This is a genomic window from uncultured Dysosmobacter sp., from assembly GCF_947631635.1.
GTDB lineage: Bacteria > Bacillota > Clostridia > Oscillospirales > Oscillospiraceae > Oscillibacter.
The window spans coordinates 23,762-41,625 of record NZ_CANRMB010000015.1 but is presented as its reverse complement, the minus strand read 5'-3'; the positions used below and the strand labels follow the sequence as shown (position 1 = coordinate 41,625).

Annotated in this window: 16 protein-coding genes, 1 other RNA gene and 1 pseudogene; 12 read left to right on the top strand and 6 right to left on the bottom strand. The window is 60.5% G+C overall.

Features of this window, described 5'->3' with window-relative positions; genetic code table 11:
* Positions 1-3: 3 nt before the first annotated feature.
* From Q0Z71_RS09270 to Q0Z71_RS09250, 5 genes are all read right to left on the bottom strand, one after another.
* The gene (locus Q0Z71_RS09270; RefSeq protein ID WP_298021340.1) at positions 4-1,287 is read right to left on the bottom strand and encodes a hypothetical protein; all 1,284 of its coding nucleotides are present in this window, start codon (positions 1,285-1,287) and stop codon (positions 4-6) included.
* A gap of 45 nt (positions 1,288-1,332) precedes the next feature.
* On the bottom strand, positions 1,333-3,141 hold the full coding sequence (locus Q0Z71_RS09265; protein WP_298021337.1) for an ATP-binding protein: 1,809 nt from the start codon (positions 3,139-3,141) through the stop codon (positions 1,333-1,335).
* Between the two features lie 120 nt (positions 3,142-3,261).
* Positions 3,262-3,972: a response regulator gene (locus Q0Z71_RS09260; RefSeq protein ID WP_298021335.1), complete on the bottom strand. Its 711-nt coding sequence runs from the start codon at positions 3,970-3,972 to the stop codon at positions 3,262-3,264.
* Between the two features lie 28 nt (positions 3,973-4,000).
* On the bottom strand, positions 4,001-4,549 hold the full coding sequence (locus Q0Z71_RS09255) for an NUDIX domain-containing protein (protein WP_298021332.1): 549 nt from the start codon (positions 4,547-4,549) through the stop codon (positions 4,001-4,003).
* A 223-nt stretch (positions 4,550-4,772) separates the two neighbouring features.
* Complete coding sequence (locus tag Q0Z71_RS09250; RefSeq protein WP_298021328.1) at positions 4,773-4,979, bottom strand: hypothetical protein; 207 nt, start codon at positions 4,977-4,979, stop codon at positions 4,773-4,775.
* A 190-nt stretch (positions 4,980-5,169) separates the two neighbouring features.
* Between Q0Z71_RS09250 and smpB the strand changes: the two genes are divergently transcribed.
* The 5 genes and pseudogenes from smpB to Q0Z71_RS09225 all read left to right on the top strand — a co-directional run bounded on the left by smpB (position 5,170) and on the right by Q0Z71_RS09225 (position 9,422).
* The gene (gene smpB, locus Q0Z71_RS09245) at positions 5,170-5,643 is read left to right on the top strand and encodes an SsrA-binding protein SmpB (protein WP_298021324.1); all 474 of its coding nucleotides are present in this window, start codon (positions 5,170-5,172) and stop codon (positions 5,641-5,643) included.
* A 134-nt stretch (positions 5,644-5,777) separates the two neighbouring features.
* Positions 5,778-6,302: a peptidylprolyl isomerase gene (locus Q0Z71_RS09240; RefSeq protein ID WP_298021321.1), complete on the top strand. Its 525-nt coding sequence runs from the start codon at positions 5,778-5,780 to the stop codon at positions 6,300-6,302.
* A 96-nt stretch (positions 6,303-6,398) separates the two neighbouring features.
* The gene (locus Q0Z71_RS09235) at positions 6,399-7,157 is read left to right on the top strand and encodes an SDR family oxidoreductase (protein ID WP_298021318.1); all 759 of its coding nucleotides are present in this window, start codon (positions 6,399-6,401) and stop codon (positions 7,155-7,157) included.
* Positions 7,158-7,376: 219 nt separating this feature from the next.
* Positions 7,377-7,740, top strand: a transfer-messenger RNA (tmRNA) gene (gene ssrA / locus Q0Z71_RS09230).
* A 761-nt stretch (positions 7,741-8,501) separates the two neighbouring features.
* Positions 8,502-9,422: pseudogene (locus Q0Z71_RS09225) on the top strand (DUF4300 family protein).
* A 131-nt stretch (positions 9,423-9,553) separates the two neighbouring features.
* Here the strand turns inward: Q0Z71_RS09225 and Q0Z71_RS09220 are convergent.
* Positions 9,554-10,429, bottom strand: a complete 876-nt coding sequence (locus Q0Z71_RS09220; protein WP_298021314.1) for a LysR family transcriptional regulator — start codon at positions 10,427-10,429, stop codon at positions 9,554-9,556.
* Between the two features lie 168 nt (positions 10,430-10,597).
* Here Q0Z71_RS09220 and Q0Z71_RS09215 point away from each other — a divergent pair, with 168 nt between their 5' ends.
* The 7 genes from Q0Z71_RS09215 (at position 10,598) to Q0Z71_RS09185 (ending at position 17,831) form a co-directional block, all read left to right on the top strand.
* Positions 10,598-12,004: an alanine/glycine:cation symporter family protein gene (locus Q0Z71_RS09215; RefSeq protein WP_298021311.1), complete on the top strand. Its 1,407-nt coding sequence runs from the start codon at positions 10,598-10,600 to the stop codon at positions 12,002-12,004.
* Between the two features lie 188 nt (positions 12,005-12,192).
* Positions 12,193-12,900: a DNA/RNA non-specific endonuclease gene (locus Q0Z71_RS09210; RefSeq protein ID WP_363316699.1), complete on the top strand. Its 708-nt coding sequence runs from the start codon at positions 12,193-12,195 to the stop codon at positions 12,898-12,900.
* A complete protein-coding gene (locus tag Q0Z71_RS09205; RefSeq protein WP_298021308.1) occupies positions 12,897-13,577 on the top strand; it encodes a 3'-5' exonuclease in 681 nt (226 codons plus the stop codon). The genes Q0Z71_RS09210 and Q0Z71_RS09205 overlap by 4 nt, the downstream gene beginning before the upstream one ends.
* A gap of 621 nt (positions 13,578-14,198) precedes the next feature.
* The gene (locus Q0Z71_RS09200; RefSeq protein WP_298021303.1) at positions 14,199-15,077 is read left to right on the top strand and encodes an efflux RND transporter periplasmic adaptor subunit; all 879 of its coding nucleotides are present in this window, start codon (positions 14,199-14,201) and stop codon (positions 15,075-15,077) included.
* Positions 15,050-15,820 (top strand): efflux RND transporter periplasmic adaptor subunit, encoded by a 771-nt coding sequence (locus Q0Z71_RS09195; protein ID WP_298021300.1) that lies wholly within the window; start codon positions 15,050-15,052, stop codon positions 15,818-15,820. Before Q0Z71_RS09200 ends, Q0Z71_RS09195 begins: the two co-directional genes overlap by 28 nt.
* Positions 15,821-15,825: 5 nt before the next feature.
* Positions 15,826-16,566 (top strand): ABC transporter ATP-binding protein, encoded by a 741-nt coding sequence (locus Q0Z71_RS09190; RefSeq protein WP_363316698.1) that lies wholly within the window; start codon positions 15,826-15,828, stop codon positions 16,564-16,566.
* Positions 16,563-17,831 (top strand): ABC transporter permease, encoded by a 1,269-nt coding sequence (locus Q0Z71_RS09185; RefSeq protein WP_298021297.1) that lies wholly within the window; start codon positions 16,563-16,565, stop codon positions 17,829-17,831. The genes Q0Z71_RS09190 and Q0Z71_RS09185 overlap by 4 nt, the downstream gene beginning before the upstream one ends.
* The last annotated feature ends 33 nt before the right edge of the window (positions 17,832-17,864 follow it).

Genomic DNA, 17,864 nt, shown 5'->3' with positions numbered 1-17,864 from the left:
GTGTCAATCGGCCAGCCAGGTGGCGCTGATGGTGCTGCCGCCGTTGTCGGCGTAGCCGATCGTCAGTTCAGCGCCCTGCTGCTTGGCGGCGATGGCAACGGCCTGGCGCAGCGGCAGCAGCAGGGAGTCCTCGCCGGCAATGGCATACTGCCGGAACCGCAGGGACAGTGCGGAGACGGCATTCCCGGTGAGGGTGACCTCGGCAGCGCAGCCGCCGGACAGGCGGATGGGAACGCCGCTCACCTGATATGCGAAACAGAGCACCGTGACAGCGCCGTTCTGCCGGATGCTCTCCAGATACAATCCGGCGTCGCTGGTGATGGGGGACAGCAGCGCGTTGAGCAGCAGTCCGGTCCCGGCCGCGGCCTCCCGCAGGGTGGGGACCTCCTCCGCAGCGCTGATCGTCAAAAAGGGCTCTCCGCCGCTTTGGTAGTAGATGCTGTTGTCAGGCCGGATGTAGAGGGCGCGCTCGCCCTCCATGATGACCTCTGTGCCGCTGGACTCCTGATAGCGGTTTTGGGTGTTGGGATTGAACCCCAGGGCGTTCAGCAGCCAGGTGGTATCCGACAGAGAACTGTCCACGGTGAGACAGGGCAGCGCCGGCAGCTCGGCTGGAAGCAGAGAAAGGGGGGAGATCTCCTGGTAGTGGCTGTTGCTCTCGGCCCCGTCGAACGCGAACATATCGTTGCCGAGCTCATAGTGGCTGACGGCCTCCTCCAGTTCGGCGGCGGAGACGGCGGTGGCACAGCGGAGATAGCGCCCCGCGTCATCCAGCAGGTACAGGACGACACTGTCCCCCTGGGCGGAGACGACCAGCCGCCGGGCGGAGAGCTCCACATCCCACTCCGCGTCCACAAAACCGGCGATCACGGAGAGGGGAAGGGGAGAGAGAAAGTCATAGTACACCGAGGGGCCGGACAGGGCGTCCAGAAATTCCTGGCCGCCGCAGGTGGTGTATGTCTGGGCCGAGCCCAGGATGCCGCACAGCAGCGTGCTCAAGGGGGAGAACAGCTCCTGGTCGGCGGTGGTGAGCGTCACGTTGGCATACCGGCCATAGGTGCCGGTGACGGCGACCCGCACCGGCGCCGCCAGGTCGGACAGCTGGCCGCCGGCGGCGCTGTCGGTCTGTACGGGAACGCCGGTCAGGCGGTCGAAGTAGCTGCTGCCGATGTCCACGCCCAGGTTGTAAAGCTGTGTCTGGGCAAACAGGATCACCGCGGAGACGGACAGCAGGGCGATGGCAACATTCTGCCGGAAATCCCGGCGCTTCCGCTGTTTTTCTTCCATGCTGTTCCTCCTCTGCGGGCCGGTAGCGGGCGGGAAAAGCCGGCCTCAGCTCAAAGTGGTGTTTCCATTGCGCTCCTGCGCGATGGGAAGCGTCAGGCGCACCGTTGTGCCGGGACCCTGGTGGGGAGCCAGCGTGATGGTGCCGTGGTGGCGCTGGACGATCTCACGGGCGATGGAGAGTCCCAGGCCGGTGCCGCCGGACTCCCGGGACCGGGCCTTGTCCACGCGGTAGAAACGGTCGAAGATGCGCTCCCGGTCCTTTTCCGGGATGCCGATGCCGTCGTCGCAGACGTCCATCCAGACAGTGTCCTCCGTGGAACCGGCGGTGATGCGGATATGGCCGCCGTCGGGCGTGTACTTGATGGCATTGCCGAGGATGTTCATCATGACCTGTTCCAGACGGCTGCGGTCGCCCACGATCAGGGGCAGGCTCTCCGGCGGGTCGTAGACCAGCTCGTGGCCCCGCTGCTTGGCGTTCAGCGCGTTGGCGCGGGTGACGCTCTCAATGGCCTCGCCGAAGGGGAAGCGGGAGAGCACCAGCTCCGCCTTGCCGGAATCCAGGCGGCTCAGAGTCAGCAGGTCCTGGACGATGTGGGTCATCCGGTCCGCCTCGGTGATGATGATGTCCAGAAAACTGTTGGCCGTGTCCTGGGGGATATCGCCGTTGGCGTCCCGCAGGGTCTCCGCGTAGCTGCGGACGTTGGTCAGGGGGGTCCGCAGCTCGTGGGAGACATTTGCCACGAACTCCTTGCGCCGCTCCTCATTGCGGTGCTGCTCCGTGACGTCGTGAAGCAGGATCAGCACGCCGCCCTGGGCCTGGTCGGAGAAGGGGGCGAGATACAGCTCCAGCGTCCGGTCCTCCACGTGCAGCTCGCTCTCCGTGTGGTTGGGCCGCTGGAGCCCCAGCACATCCTGGAAGGAGACCAGCTCTCCGAACAGCTCGTCATAGGAGCAGGTCTCGGGGATATCCCGCCGGAGCATGTCCTTGGCGGCGGGGTTGCAGTGGATGAGGCGGCCCTGATGGTCAAAGGCCACCACGCCGTCGGTCATGTGGAGGAAGAGGGTGTCCAGCTTGTTCCGCTCGTTTTCCATGGCCGCCAGCGTGGATTGCAGGACGCCCGCCATCTCGTTGAAGGTGCCGGTCAGGATGCCGATCTCGTCGGTGGATTCCACCGGCAGTTCGCTGTCAAAGTCGCCGGCGGCCACCCGCTCCGCACCGGCGGTCAGCTTTTCAATGGGGCCGACCATGGTCTTGGACAGCAGGAAGCTCAGCAGCACGGAGATCAAAAGACCGATGATGAGGGCCTGCATGATGATCAGGAACAGCTGGCTGTTCAGGCCGGAGACGGTGTCCTTGTTGTCCAGGATGTAAATGATGAAGGCGTTGTCCCCGCCTATGATGGGGACAGCCACATCCATATAGTCCGCGGTGATGTCGCTGGCATCGCCCACAGTGGTCTCGTCCTTTTGGACGACGGCATTCCGCGCCGTCAGCAGATTGGGGCTCTGCTCCCGGGGCAGGGAGGCGTCATCGGTGGAGCCGTTGAGATAGGCTCCGCTGACGCCGTCCAAAATAAAATAGTTCCGGGTGCGGTAGTCGATGCCCAGACGTCCGGCATTGGCCTCCAGAATATCCTGGAGCCGCTGGGCGCCGTCCTCCAATTCGGCTTCGCTGCGGAGGGAGGAGACAAAGTCCCTCTGGGTGGAACCAAACACGCTGTCCATCTGCTGATAGAAGGTGTCGATATAGAAGCTGGAGACGCTGGTGGTCAGAAACGCGCCCACCACCGCCATCAGCGACGTGATCAGCAGCAGCAGGATCAGCGTCAGCTTCATATGCAGGCTGCGGAACAAAAAAACACCTCCCATGCGGCTCCCGTGTCACGGGAACCTCAAATCAACGGCCATGGGGCGGGTACGGCCCCATGGACAGAAGCCCGCCTCCCCGGGATCTCACGGGGAGGGAGCCGGGGGTCATACGCTGAAATAGTAGCCCGCGCCCCGGCGGGTGAGAATGTAGACGGGATTTGCCGGGTTCGCCTCGATCTTTTCACGGAGACGGCGCACCGTGACGTCCACCGTGCGCACATCGTCGCCCACATAGCCGTAGTTCCAGACCTGCTCCATCAGGTCCACGCGGGAGTAGACCTTGTTGGGATGGCTGGCCAGGAAGGTCAGCAGCTCGTATTCCCGCTGGGTCAGGTCGATGGCCTTGCCGCTCCGGAACACCTGGTGGCTGTCCGTGTTGATGGACAGGTCTCCGGCCACAGGCATGGCGCTGGCGGCAGCCGTCGCGGCGGCGGGGGCCGCCATGGCGGTGCGGCGGATATTGGCGCCCACCCGGGCGATCAGCTCCCGCATGGAGAAGGGCTTGGTGATATAGTCGTCCGCGCCGATCTCCAGTCCCAGGACCTTGTCGGCCTCCTCCTCCCGGGCGGTGAGGATGATGACGGGCACGTTGTCCCCCTCCTGCCGGAGAGTGCGGCACACGTCGAAGCCGTTCATCTTCGGCAGCATCACATCCAGCAGAATGAGGTCCGGCTTCTCAGAGCGGGCCTTGTTCAGGCCGTCCTCGCCGTCGTAGGCCTCACAGGTCAGATAGTGTTCACGCTGAAGATTGAACCGCAGGATATCGACGATGTTCTTCTCATCCTCAACGATCAAAACCGTTTTCTGGTTGTCCATATAGAACCTCCAAATTCAAGTTGTAAAATCAAAGATCCAACTGCACTTTCGCTTTTAATACGGCGGCCACCGTTTTGGCGTCCTGGATCTCGCCGTTGAGACAGCGGTGGACCATTTCAGCAAAGGGGACGCGCTCCACCCGCAGAAATTCATCCGGGTCCAGGTGCTGGGCCTCCATGTGCAGCCCCTTTGCCAAAAACAGGTGCAGGGTCTCGCTGAAACAGCCGGGAGAGGGGAGAATGCGGCCCAGGGGCAGGAAGGTGTCCGGCACGGCCCCGGTCTCCTCCTTCAGCTCCCGCAGGGCGCCGGTCACAGGGTCCTCGCCGGGGTCCAGCTTGCCTGCGGGGATCTCCAGCAGGTCTCTCCCAAACACATAGCGGTACTGGGTCACGGTCAGCACATTGTTCCGCTCGTCCAGCGGCAGGACCGCCACGCCGTCCACATGCTCCACCACTTCCCGGGTGGAGGTATTGCCGTTGGGCAGCAGGACCTTGTCCACATGGACGCTGAAGATGCGGCCCTGAAATTTTTCTTCCCGGCTGAGCGTTTTCTCCGCCAGGTCTATCGGTTCACACATGGTATGACACCTCTCGTTTTCGTCAATAATGTATCAAATGCATCATATTCTGTAAGACATAAAGCAAAATACAATACCTTATTATAGCATATCCGCCGGACATTGCCAAGAATAAAAAGAAGGCGGCTGGATTTTGCGCCGCGCCAACTCCTTTTCAGGCGAAGGCTTTCGAATCCCAGAACGGGCAGTGGTTCTCAGCGAACGCTCCCCGTAAAACATATAGTTACCAACTCAGCATAAAATCCAAAATAGCATGGAGGACAAGCGAGCTGGCGGCAACGGAAGCAATCGTTAAAATCCCCAGCAAAACGGCGTGCGTTTTCTTCCTTTTGGCAGCCGCCTTTATAAAAGCCGCCGCACAGATCAGCCCGGGCAGATATAGGATGAACAACCACAAAAGAATATTCCATACCGCATGCAAATCTATCATGTCCAGGACCCCGCTCCGGTAGAGCTTAATCAACTATTTTGATGATATCATGGATACCTCCACGGTTCAAGACACCCCATCAGATTGCCATGACTGTAACTCAGCGGCTATTAAAAAAGGGCCCGTGCCGTTTCCCCTTGAAGAATGGGAAAAATCATGATATACTATAAAAACTTTCCAGAGAAATGAGGTGAGCCCCACGGAGAAACGGGGGATCAAGATCGCGGCCCAGAACCGCAAGGCCTTCCACGACTACTTCGTGGAGGACAGATATGAGGCCGGCATCGAGCTGGCGGGCACGGAGGTCAAGTCCATCCGGGCCGGAACGCTGAACCTGATGGACTCCTACTGCACCGTCAAGGACGGAGAGCTGTTCGTCCACAGTATGCATATCTCGCCCTATGAGAAGGGCAATATCTTCAATAAGGACCCCGTCCGCACCCGCCGCCTGCTGATGCACAAGCGGGAGATCCGCAAGCTCCACGCCCTCATCAAGCAGGACGGCTACACCCTGGTGCCCTTGTCCGTCTACTTCAAGGACGCCCGGGTGAAACTGGAAGTGGGCCTGTGCAGGGGCAAGAAGAACTACGACAAGCGGGCGGCTGCCGCCCAGCGGGACGCCAAGCGGGAGATCGACCGCACCATGAAGGAGCGGAACCACTGATGGGCGAAAGCCCTGCGGCCGGGATGCTGTTTTGAGGAAAATCAGAGGAACAGCGGCATGCTGCTGCGGTATCTGCGTGAAAAAGGAATCAGCCTGCTGACTTGAGTTTATTCAAAAGAAAGGAATCATCCACTATGTCCAATCCCATTGTCACCATCACCATGGAAGACGGCCGGGTCATGACCGGCGAGCTGTACCCCGACAAGGCCCCCAATACCGTCAACAACTTCATCTCCCTGGCCAACAAGGGCTTTTACGACGGTCTGATCTTCCACCGGGTCATCCCCGGCTTCATGATCCAGGGCGGCTGCCCCAACGGCAACGGCATGGGCGGCCCCGGCTATGAGATCAACGGCGAGTTCGCCGCCAACGGCTTCCGGCAGAACGACCTGGTCCATACCACCGGCGTGCTGTCCATGGCCCGGACCATGGCGCCCAACTCCGCCGGCAGCCAGTTCTTCATCATGGTGGCGCCCGCGCCCCATCTGGACGGCCAATATGCCGCGTTCGGCCAGTTGACCGAGGGTGCCGACATCGCCATCGACATCTCCCGGGTCCCCCGGAGCATGATGAACGACAAGCCCAAAAAGGATGTGGTCATCCAGTCCATTCGGGTGGACACCCAGGGCGTGGAATACCCCGCTCCGGAGACGCACTGAATCTGAATACGGGGGATCAAGAGGGAGGAACTGGGAACTTTCCTGCCCTCCTCCACTCCTGACGCCTGATCTCTAATTTCCAAGAGGGGTGATCTTATGAAAACTGCCATTATCACCGGCGCGTCCTCCGGCCTGGGCCGGGAGTTTGTCCGGCAGATCGCAGACGTGTTTCCGGAGGTGGAGAGCTATTGGCTGATCGCCCGCCGGGCGGACCGCCTGGCGGAGCTGGCCGAGACCCTGCCGGGAAAAACAGTGGCCTGTCTGCCGCTGGACCTGTGTGACTCCATGAGCTTTATGGCTTTCCAGGAAAAGCTGACGGCGGAGCAGCCGGAGGTAGTCCTTCTGGTGAACAACGCCGGCTGCGGCTATCTGGGCCGGATCGGCGAGATGGACACCGCCTCCCAGACCCGGATGGTAGACCTGAACATGCGGGCCTTGACGGCCATCACCAATATGACCGTGCCCTACATGGTCCCCGGCGGCCGGATCCTGAACGTCTCCTCCATCGCGTCCTTCTGCCCCAATCCCCGGATGACGGTGTACTCCTCCACCAAGGCGTACGTGTCCTCCTTCACCGTGGGCATCGGGGAGGAACTGCGGGCCAAGGGCATCACCGCCACGGCAGTCTGCCCCGGTCCCATGAAGACCGAGTTCCTGGACATCGGCGGCATCGCCGGCAATTCCAAGATGTTCGCCACCCTGCCCTACTGCGACCAGGTGCGGGTGGCCGGCGGCGCCCTGCGTGCCGCACGGGCAGGACGGACGATCTACACACCCAAGCTGTTCTACAAGTTCTACCGGGTGCTTGCCAAGATCACGCCGGTCAAGCTGATGGTCAAATTTGCAAAAACCTGATAAAATAAAAAATGTCATGGAATCGTAACACATTTCGACCGTGAAATGTGTTATGATTCCAGTAGCGGCTCTCACAGCCGTACCCAATCGTAACTCAACGTCCAAAGCAAAATCGAAGCCCAACGAAGTGGGTTCGATTTTGAGAGGAGGGGCAACGGAGCGCTGCAAGCTCTCGGCGGCAGCCGGGAGCGAGTGGAGCGGAGTTTGCCCCGACGACGCGGGGGTGTACCGGTTTCGACGGGGGTATGGAGGCGGGACAAGCGGGCGGATGCGCCTAATATCCTTAAAATGGGCAATTTTATAAATTAAATAACAACAACACTGTTGCTGTTGCTGCCTAATTAAAGGCAGCCGTCCGACCTGGAAGGACCGCGAGCCAGGGAGGGCGTCGTTTAGCGGTAAATGTGAGCGCAGTAAGCTTTGCCTGCACCACACATCATGAAGCTCACCTGACCTGACGGCGTGACGGTTTGCCGTCTGGAAGGGGAACAGGGAGGAAGACTCCCGCAATAATCGTCTGCGCCCGGAGAAAGTCCCGTTAAAGTGCTTTCGGACGGGAGTTCAACTCTCCCCACCTCCACCAGCTCAGAAATTCCTGTCACCGCTCCGTTTCCGCCTCGCGGCGAAAACTGCGCTATGATAGGAATTTCTTCGCTTTTCACACCGCAAACGCTCCGCTGGTTTGCGGCGCGAGAGGGACGGGGGATGCGGCCCGTTGAGCGGGAAATCGATTTTAACCGCTTATTGCAGCTCAGAAAAAGCCCTAAGGCGATGAAAAGGCCTTAGGGCCTTTTCATACGCCGGACGTGCTTTTTCTTCGCTTCCGACCGCGAATCCAGTGGAGCGAGTCGCGGCCGGGGAGGGGACGCGGTTTCTGGGCTGTATAAAAATCGATTTAACCGCTTCTTGTTTGGGTCTCGCTCCATTGCCCGCTCCCTCCGAGGGGGAGTATAATGCTCGGGCGAAGTGAATTCGCCCTGCGCTGGGGTTTTGCTCTGAAAAACGCTCATGACGCCGCACTTGCGGCGCGGCCCCGGAAGGGCCGTTGACCAGCATCGAACGTGTTCGCCCTTTTCGCAAAAGCCGGCAGACTTCGACGAGAGGCTTGCCGGCTTTCTTCTGCCCATATACTTTCTTTCGGCGGCGTGCTATACTTGTATTCAGAGATACGCTGGGTGAAAAAATATACGAAAAGCAGCTCTTGCAAAAGCACATATCGGAAATTATGGAACATCTTAAATGAGTCGGCTGCCCATCATAGACACAGAATACTTGTGTGATCCTTGGAATCGGATGCTGATACGCTGAGAAACAGGACTTTAGGCACCGGGAACACAAAAGCGAATGGAAAAATTTTATAAAGGAGCAAAGAGCATGAAGCCCAAAATGCTGATATTGAGTTTGGCCCTGTGCATGGGAACTGCCCTGACGGGATGCCAAAGGGCAGCGGAGCAGCTGCCCCTGGAGACCATCACATACAGTAATTTGGCTGAGCCTGCGGTCCAGGAGGAACTGGCGGAGCTCATGAGCGGCGCGGGGATCTCGGAGGAGCGGCAGTGGGTATTCTTTGACCATGTGGACCAATTCAACAGCGCCGTCTCCAAGGAGAGTCTGGCGGCGGGCTTTGAATAGGCGGACTTTTTGGAGACCCGGTATGACCCCTACGCCATGCAGGAGGAATGGGAGACGGCATATCCGAACTTTTTGGGCTACAACTGCCGGATCACCGCCTATGGACTGTTCGGCGGCTTTATGGAGATTCCCACCGGAGCGGAAACGCAGGACGACATCATCCTGCTGGATCTGGCCGCGCTGGAGGAGGACCCGGCGGTCCTGCCGGACGGGGCGGATCTGGAGCGGTTTAAGGCGCTTTATTCCATTGTGCCGACGGAGCTGACCAAGGACACAGCCGCCCACGTGGAGGCCCTCCGGAAGAACTGGGAGGCTCGGGGGATCGTATTTGACGACCGCCCGCAGGCGCGGCTGATCACCGTGCTTTTCCATGAGGCGCTGGAGGATGAGAGCTATTTGTTCATCGGGCACGTCGGAGTGCTGTTCCCAGTATCGGAAACGGAACTGTATTTTGTGGAAAAACTGGCGTTTCAGGAGCCGTACCAGCTGATAAGATTTCAAAACAGAGTGGAGCTGAACGACTATCTGATGGGGAAATATGACGTCAGCTCCGGACAGCCCACCGCGGCCCCCTTTATTATGGAGAACGATGCCCTGCTGGAGGGATACCGCCAGTATCCCGGCAGGGAATAACGGGGATATCCACGCCCCCAAAACTGGAGCATTCAGCGAAAAGCCCCGCCTGACAGCGGGGCTTTTCGGCGCTGGGAGATTGTTCGTCAATTTTCACACGAGTGCATGGAACTGGGCCAAAATAAGACGCCCTATATTCCGGCGCAGTGCTGGATGACAGACTGCATCTGGGGCGAGATCCACTTGTCCCGATGGCAGAAGAGCTGTTTCCAGACATCGATCTTAAAGCCGTCCACCGCCAGGTAGACCAAGCGGCCCGCCGCCACCGCGGAGGCTGTGGCGTAATCCGGCAGGAACGAGCATCCCGCCCCCTGCTCTACCAGCCGGCAGATCAGCTCTGTGCTGCCGGCTTCCAAAATGGGATGGATCTCCAGAGACCGGGTAGCCAGCTGTTCGTCCATCAGCCTGCGGTAGCTCATCCCCTTTTCCGTCAGCAGAAAGGGGGCCTGGACGATCTCCGGAAGGGAGATGTGTTTCTGCCGCGCCAGGGGGTGGTCCGGCGCCGCCACAAAGTGCGCCTCGATCTTTTCCTCCCGGATGATGACGTACTCCGTGTTGTAGATGTGATTATCCAGCGTAAAGACCAGGTCCACCTCATTGTGGTTCAGCAGGCGGAACATCTCGTCGGTGCCTGCGGTGATGATCTTCAGACTGATGCCGGGGTGATCCAGCCAGAAGTCCTGAAAGGTCTCGCCGAAAAGGCCGCAAAGGGAGTCCGCCATGGCGAGGCGGATATGTCCGGTGATCTCCTTCTCCTCCCGAAGGTCGTTTGCCAGTTCCTGCATCAGCTTGTCCATCTGGTGGGCGTACCGCAGCACGTCCCGCCCCTGCTCCGTCAGGTTCACGGTGTGGTGGATGCGCTCGAAGAGCCGGACGTTCAGCTCCTCCTCCAGCTGCTTGATCTGGAAGGAGATCGTGGACTGAGAGAAGCCCAGCCGCTGGGAGGCTTTTGTAAAACTGGACAGCTCCGCCACATAAATGAAGGTCTTTAAATTTTTTAAGTCCATAGCGGCCTCCATGATCTATGTATTCGATTGAAAGCATCTGAATTATTGATTTTACAAATAATTGCTTTTATTATATACTCAAATATAGAAAAATCAACTGGCTTTTGACAGCGGATGACACATCGAATCGATCGATTTTGCCGCAACCAGACAAAGGAGAATCTGTCCATGGAATTTATCATCAATGTCATCTCTGCCGTTTACGAATTTTTGTGGGGCGACCTGTTCACGCTGCCGCTGCCCGGCGGCGGGTCTGTGGGCGTTTCCGTGCTGGTGCTGCTGCTGATCCCGACGGGGATCTATTTTATGTTCCGCACCCGGTTCCTTCCCGTCCGGCTGTTTCCGGAAATGCTCCGCATCACAGCGGAGAGGCGGACGGGCGGCCACGGAAACGCGATCTCCGGCGTGCAGGCGCTGATCGTCTCCACGGCCACCCGGGTGGGCATGGGAAACCTGATCGGCGTGGTGGCGGCCATCACGGCCGGCGGCGCGGGGGCGGTGTTCTGGATGTGGCTGTCAGCGCTGATCGGCTCCGCCACCGCCTTTATCGAGGCCACGCTGGCACAGCTCTACCGGGAAAAGGACCCCCTTTACGGCGGATACCGGGGCGGACCGGCCTACTACATCCATCATTTTGTGGAGCAGAAGCGGGGCGGGAAAAAGAGCCGCTACTCCATCATCGCGGTCCTGTTCGCAATCTCCGGCCTGATCTGCTGGTGCGGTATCAGCCAGGTCATCAGCAATTCCGTCTCCTCTGCGTTCCAAAATGCCTTCCAGGTCCCGCCGCTCTATACGACGGTCATTCTGGTGGCCCTGGCGGCGGTGATCGTGCTGCGGAAGAACGCCACGGTGAAGGTGCTGGACGTGCTGGTGCCCATCATGGCGGTCTGCTACTTTGGCGTGACGCTGTTTCTGATCGTGAAGAACGCCGCCGTGCTGCCCTCCGTGTTCCGGCGTATTTTTGAGGAGGCATTTGGCCTGCGGCAGGCAGTGGCCGGCGGCTTTGGTGCGGTTTTGATGAACGGCGTGAAGCGGGGCCTCTTTTCCAACGAGGCGGGCTCAGACTCCGCCCCCTGTGCCGCGGCTGCCGGAGAGAGCGGCCATCCGGCCAGGACCGGCCTTTTGCAGGCACTGGGCGTGTTTATCGACACCATTGTAATTTGCAGCTGTACGGCGTTTATTATGCTGGTAACGCCGGAGGAGCGGGTAGCGGGCCTGGGCGGCATGGACCTCCTGCAGGCTTCCATGGAGTACCACCTGGGGCGGTTCGGCGTGGTGTTCATCGCCCTGGTCCTGTGGCTGTTTTCCTTTTCCACCTTCATCGGCATTCTGTTCTACGCCCGCTCCAATGTGGCGTACCTGTTCGGCGACAACTGGCTGTCTCAGACTGCCTACAAGCTGGTGGCGTTGGCGATGCTGTTTGTGGGCGGCCTGGCGGCCTACACCTTCGTCTGGGAACTGGGGGATGTGGGCGTGGGCCTGATGACGGTGTTCAACATCATTGTGATCATCCCCATGTCTGGACAGGCCCTGGATTCCCTGCGGGATTATGAAGAGATCATGCGGTCGCGGTGACCCGCGTCCGGCATCAAAGGCATCCCCGGACCGTGAGCGCTCACGGTCCGGGGATGTTCCAATATGGCGGGCTGAGGGGCAAACTGGAGCGGCTGGTCGGGAATGGTTGAAAAATGTCCCGGCAGAGAGTATGATTGGAGGAAAGACCCAGAGGAACGGCACGCTGCGGATCAGGAAAGAGAGGACACATGGCAAAACGAAAGAGAAGAACACGGAAACGGTATTCGCTATGGACGCTGCTGGCTCTGCTGCTGTGCGCGGGCCTGGGCCTGGTCCGCTGGTACATGCAGCCGGTGGTCACCATGGACGCGCTCCCGGATTACTGCGGCACGCCCTATGTGGAGATCGACAGGAACCGGCCCGGCTTCACGGAGGAGGACTGGACGGAGACGGCCTTTGAGACCTACAGCCCCCTGGACCAGCTGGGGCGCTGCGGCGTGGCCTATGCCAACATCTGTCAGGAGCTGATGCCCAGGGAGCCCCGGGGAGAGATCGGTATGATCAAGCCCTCCGGCTGGAGGACCGCACGCTATGACGATCTGGTGGACGGAAAGTATCTGTACAACCGCTGCCACCTCATCGGGTTCCAGCTGGCGGGAGAGAACGCCAACGAGTGCAACCTCATCACCGGCACCCGGTATATGAATACGGAGGGGATGCTTCCCTTTGAGAATATGGTGGCGGATTACGTGGACGACACGGACAACCATGTGCTCTACCGGGTGACGCCGGTGTTCGAGGGCGCGGAGCTGGTGGCCCGGGGCGTGCAGATGGAGGCGTGGTCCGTGGAGGACCGGGGCCGGGGCGTCTGTTTCAACGTCTTTGTGTACAACGTGCAGCCCGGCGTGGAAATTGATTACGCCACAGGCGAGAGCTGGCGGGAGGAGGCCCCATGATGGAGACGCTTTGGAAACAGTTTGACCGCATCGTGGTATTCGACACGGAGACCACCGGCATCGAATTCGGCAGGGACCGCATCATCGAGCTGGGGGCGGTGTGCCTGGAAGATGGCAGGGAGACCGACAGCATGGACCTGCTGGTCCGCCTGCCGGAGGGGCAGGCTCTGCCGCCCTTCATCACGGATCTGACCGGCATCACCGGCGAACAGCTGGCGGCGGAGGGCGTGGACCAGGGCGCGGCGGCGGAGGACTTCTGCCGCCTGCTGGACGGCGCGGAGCGCCCTCTGCTGGCGGCCTACAACGCCCAGTTTGACCTGAACTTCCTGTACTGGTTCCTGCGGCCCTATGGCCGGGTGGAGGTCCTCCGGGGGCCGCGGTTCCTGGACGCCCTGACGGTGTACCGGGACCGGCGGGACTATCCCCACAAGCTCTGCAACGCCATCGACGCCTACGGCCTGGGGGAGTCGGCGGTGAACAGCCACCGGGCGGTGGACGACGCCAGGGCCACCGTCCTGCTGCTGGAGGCCATGGCGGCGGAGCGGGACGATCTGGAACGCTACATCGACCTCTTCGGCACCCACCCCAAATACGGGATGAGCGGGCGGCGGATCTCCTCCGTGACCTACCGCCCCCAGTCCTACCAGCGGACAGTGCCGCTGTATGAGTTGACATAATGTGAAATGGACGGCTTTGGCCGTCCATTTTTTTGCGCCTTTTTCTTAAAAATGCCGCAAAAGCGTGGCACAGCGGGCCGGATGCTGAAATCTTACGAAACTGTAAGATTTCAGAAAGATTTTTGAAAGATTTCCCTGCTAGAATCCTGTTATAGTCAATGAACTTGAAAAATAGCAAAGCTGTTTTTCAAGCGGGCAATGCCCAACCTGCGCGAAGCGCACGGTTAATGACGATGAAATCTAAATCAAGGCCGCTTTCGCAGACTGTCACAGCGCATACGCGCTGTGGCACTTAAAAAGTGGGTTTACCCCTTTTCAAGCTATTTGCTTATAGGATGAGGCCGGGAACATGGAGAGACCGGCAGTTTTCCAAATCAGGGAAAAAATGCTTGACCTTCCCGCTGCTGGAAGGTGTAAAGTCCTCTCACACGAAGGCGGGAAAATTTCACACCGGGACTTGACAAATGCAGAAAATGTGCTATTGTACTAATTACACAATACAATGGTACACAAAAGAAAAACGCAGGAAGTTGAAGAAAAAGCCAGGGCTGTTTCGTAATAATAGAATCAGTCAAAGGAGCGGCCTTCGAGGCAAATTCATAGAAGCGAGGAGAATTCAGCATGAATGAGGAACTGATGCAGGCGGAGACGGCAGAGACGGGCGGGGCGCCCGCGCCCAAGGGTGAGAAGAAGTGGAAAAAGCTGACCCTGTCCAAGGGCAAAAAGGGCCGCCGGATCAAAATTGCCGTAGCGCTGGTGCTGGCGGCGGTGCTGGTGTGGCGCGTGGCGGCCGGCATGGGCCAGGGCGCGCCTGCGGCGTCCATGGATTACACAGCGGTCCAGACAATGCGGCAGGACCTGTCGGTGTCCGTCTCCGGCACGGCCACACTGGAGCCCGCGGATTCCTACCAGGTCACCACTCTGGTCTCCGGCGCCATCCAGGAGTCCCCCTTTGAGGAGGACGACATGGTGCAGCAGGGAGACCTGCTGTATGTGCTGGACAGCGGCGATGCCCAGAACTCCGTGGCCCGGGCCAATATCTCCGTGGCCCAGACGCGGCTGAGCTACACCCAGGCCCAGGAGGCCCTGCACCCCACCGCTTCCATCAGCGGGACCATCAACGAGGTGTTCGTCCACAACGGCGACAGCGTCACCGCCGGAACAGCGCTGGCGAAGATCATCACCAGCTCGGAGCTGACCATCGACTTCCTCTTCCCCTATGTGGAGCCCAGCGAGTTTTACGTGGGGCAGGACGCCACCATCTTTGCCGGGAACTTTGACGGCTCCGTCCACGGCACCGTCGTGTCCGTGTCCAATTCCACCGCCGTCACCACCAACGGCCTGCAGAGCAGCAGCGTGCGGGTGAAGGTGAATAACCCCGGCGTTCTGTCCGATTCCTTCACCGCCTCCGCGGTGATCGGCAGTTACAGCAGCTACGGAAACGCCCCCATCACCTTGGGGACTCCGCCACGGTGTACGCCACCGGCAGCGGCACGGTGACGGGCTTTGAAAAGCTGACGGGCAGCACGGTGAAAAAGGGCGAGACCCTGTGCACCATCGAGTCGGAGGCCAACCGGGCCCAGCTGCAAAACGCCAAGCTGAACCTGGAGTCCGCCCAGCTCTCCGCCGGAAGCGCCGCCGATAATCTGGACGACTACCGCATCACATCCCCCATCTCCGGCACGGTGATCGAGAAAACATTCAAGGCGGGGGACAAGGTGGACGGCGTGTCCTCCGGCACCCTGGCCACCATCTTTGACTTGAGCTATTTGAAGATGGAGATGAGCGTGGATGAGCTGAACATCGGCAAGGTGCAGGCGGGGCAGACTGTGGAGATCACCGCCAGCGCCCTGCCGGGCCAGATCTTCACCGGAACGGTGGATCGGGTCAGCGTCAACGGCACCACCACCAACGGCTTCACCAGCTACCCCGTGACCATCATCCTCCGGGACTATGGCGAGCTGAAGCCCGGCATGAATGTCTCTGCCAATATCCAGGGCGAGACGGCGGAAAATGTCCTCTGCGTGCCGGTGGCCGCTGTGAGCCGGGGCAACACCGTGCAGGTGGCCCTGCCCGGCGCTCTGGGGGAGGACGGCGTCACGGTGGCGGACCCCTCCCAGGCGGAGGAGCGCCCGGTGACGCTGGGCATCAACGACGGCACGTACATTCAGATCACCGACGGCCTGCAAGACGGCGAGACGGTGCTGGTCCCGGCCCAGGCCGCCATGGGGATGGGAGGCTGATCTGATTGGAGCATCTCATCGAATTGAAGGACATCTATAAGATCTACCAGATGGGCACAGAGGAGGTCCACGCCCTGGACGGGGTCAGCATGACCATCGACCAGGGGGAGTTCGTGGCCATCGTGGGTCAGTCCGGCTCCGGCAAGTCCACGGCCATGAACATCATCGGCTGCCTGGATGTGCCCACCTCGGGGAACTACCACCTGGGCGGCGTGGACGTGTCCACCATGGATGACGATCAGCAGGCGGAGATCCGCAACAAGATGCTGGGCTTCATCTTCCAGCAGTACAACCTGATCCCCAAGCTGACGGTACAGGAAAACGTGGAGCTGCCGCTGCTGTACGCCGGGGTAGGCCCCGAGGAGCGGCGGGAGCGGGCGGTCCGCTCCCTGGAACGGGTGGGGCTGGCGGAAAAGCGGAAGAATCTGCCCAGCCAGCTCTCCGGCGGCCAGCAGCAGCGGGTGTCCATCGCCCGGGCGCTGGCGGGGGAGCCGTCGGTGATCCTGGCCGACGAACCCACCGGCGCGCTGGATTCCCGGACCGGCCGGGAGGTGCTGGGCTTTCTGCAAAAGCTCAACGCCGAGGGGGACACCGTGGTCCTCATCACCCATGACAACTCCATCGCCGTCAAGGCCAGGCGGATCATCCGCCTGCAGGACGGCCGCATCATCTACGACGGGGACGCCAAAGACCCCAGGGCTGTGGTCCGGCCCGCGGAGAGCGGGGAAGAGGAGGCGGCGGTATGAATTTCACCCAATCCTTCAAGCTGGCCATCAACTCCCTGCGGACCAGCAAGATGCGGGCTTTTCTGACCATGCTGGGCATCATCATCGGCGTGGGGGCGGTCATCGTCATCATCTCTCTGGGCAACGGTCTCACCGGCATGGTGGAGCAGCAGGTGGAGAAGGTGGGCGTGACCCAGATCTACGCCTACACCTGGGGCCGGGGCGACGGCACCACCAGCAACATCACCCCGGAGGAGATGTACGCCTTTGTGGATGCGCACCCCGAGGCGTTTGACGGCATCAGTCCCTGGGTCAGCGGCGGGCAGGGCGTCCGCAGCGGCAGCGAGGAGTATCAAAAGACCAGTATCTACGGCGTCAGCGAGGCCATGTATCAGCCCCAGACCAACACCACCCTGGATGGCGACCGGCTGGCCAAAGGGCGCTATCTCCAATACGTGGATATCGTCACCCGGAATAACGTCTGTGTCGTGGGCGCCTATGTGGAGCAGGTGATCCTGGGCGGCGACGCCCTGGGCAAGACCCTCTCCATCGGCGGTGTGCCCTACACCGTGGTGGGCGTGCTGGCCCAGAACAGCGATACGCTGGAGGAGGGACGGGGAGACGACCAGGCGTTCATCCCCTATCCCAACGCCATGCGGCTCTCCGGCACCAGCTATGTCTCCCTGTACCAGCTCACTGCCGTCTCCCGGGATATGGTGCAGGAGGCCCAGGCGCTTCTTTTGGGTTTCCTGATGAATTTCTATCAGGACGAGACCGGGGAGCATGTTTATGAATACTATGCCGTGCAGTCCATGCTGGACCAGGTGAACATGATCAATGTCATGATGGGCGTCGCCATGGCGGTGCTGATCGCCATCGCCGCCATCAGCCTGCTGGTGGGCGGCATCGGCATCATGAACATCATGCTGGTGTCCGTCACGGAGCGGACCCGGGAGATCGGCATCCGCAAGTCCCTGGGGGCCAAGCGGCGGGACATCCGCCGCCAGTTCATCATCGAGGCGGGCACCACCTCCGCCATCGGCGGACTGCTGGGCATTGCCTTCGGGTTCCTGCTGTCCACGGGCCTGGGGGCGGTGTTCGGCGGGATGCTGGTGCAGGAGATCACTGGCGGGGACGCCGGGGGCATCACCTTCAACGCCACCCCGGACGTGACGGCGGTGGCGGTGAGCTTCGGCGTCAGTGTGGGCATCGGCATTCTGTTCGGCTATCTCCCCGCCAACAAGGCGGCCAAGCTGAACCCCATCGACGCCCTGCGGTATGAGTGAGCTGCCGGGCAGAAGAAATTGCAGAGAGCACCC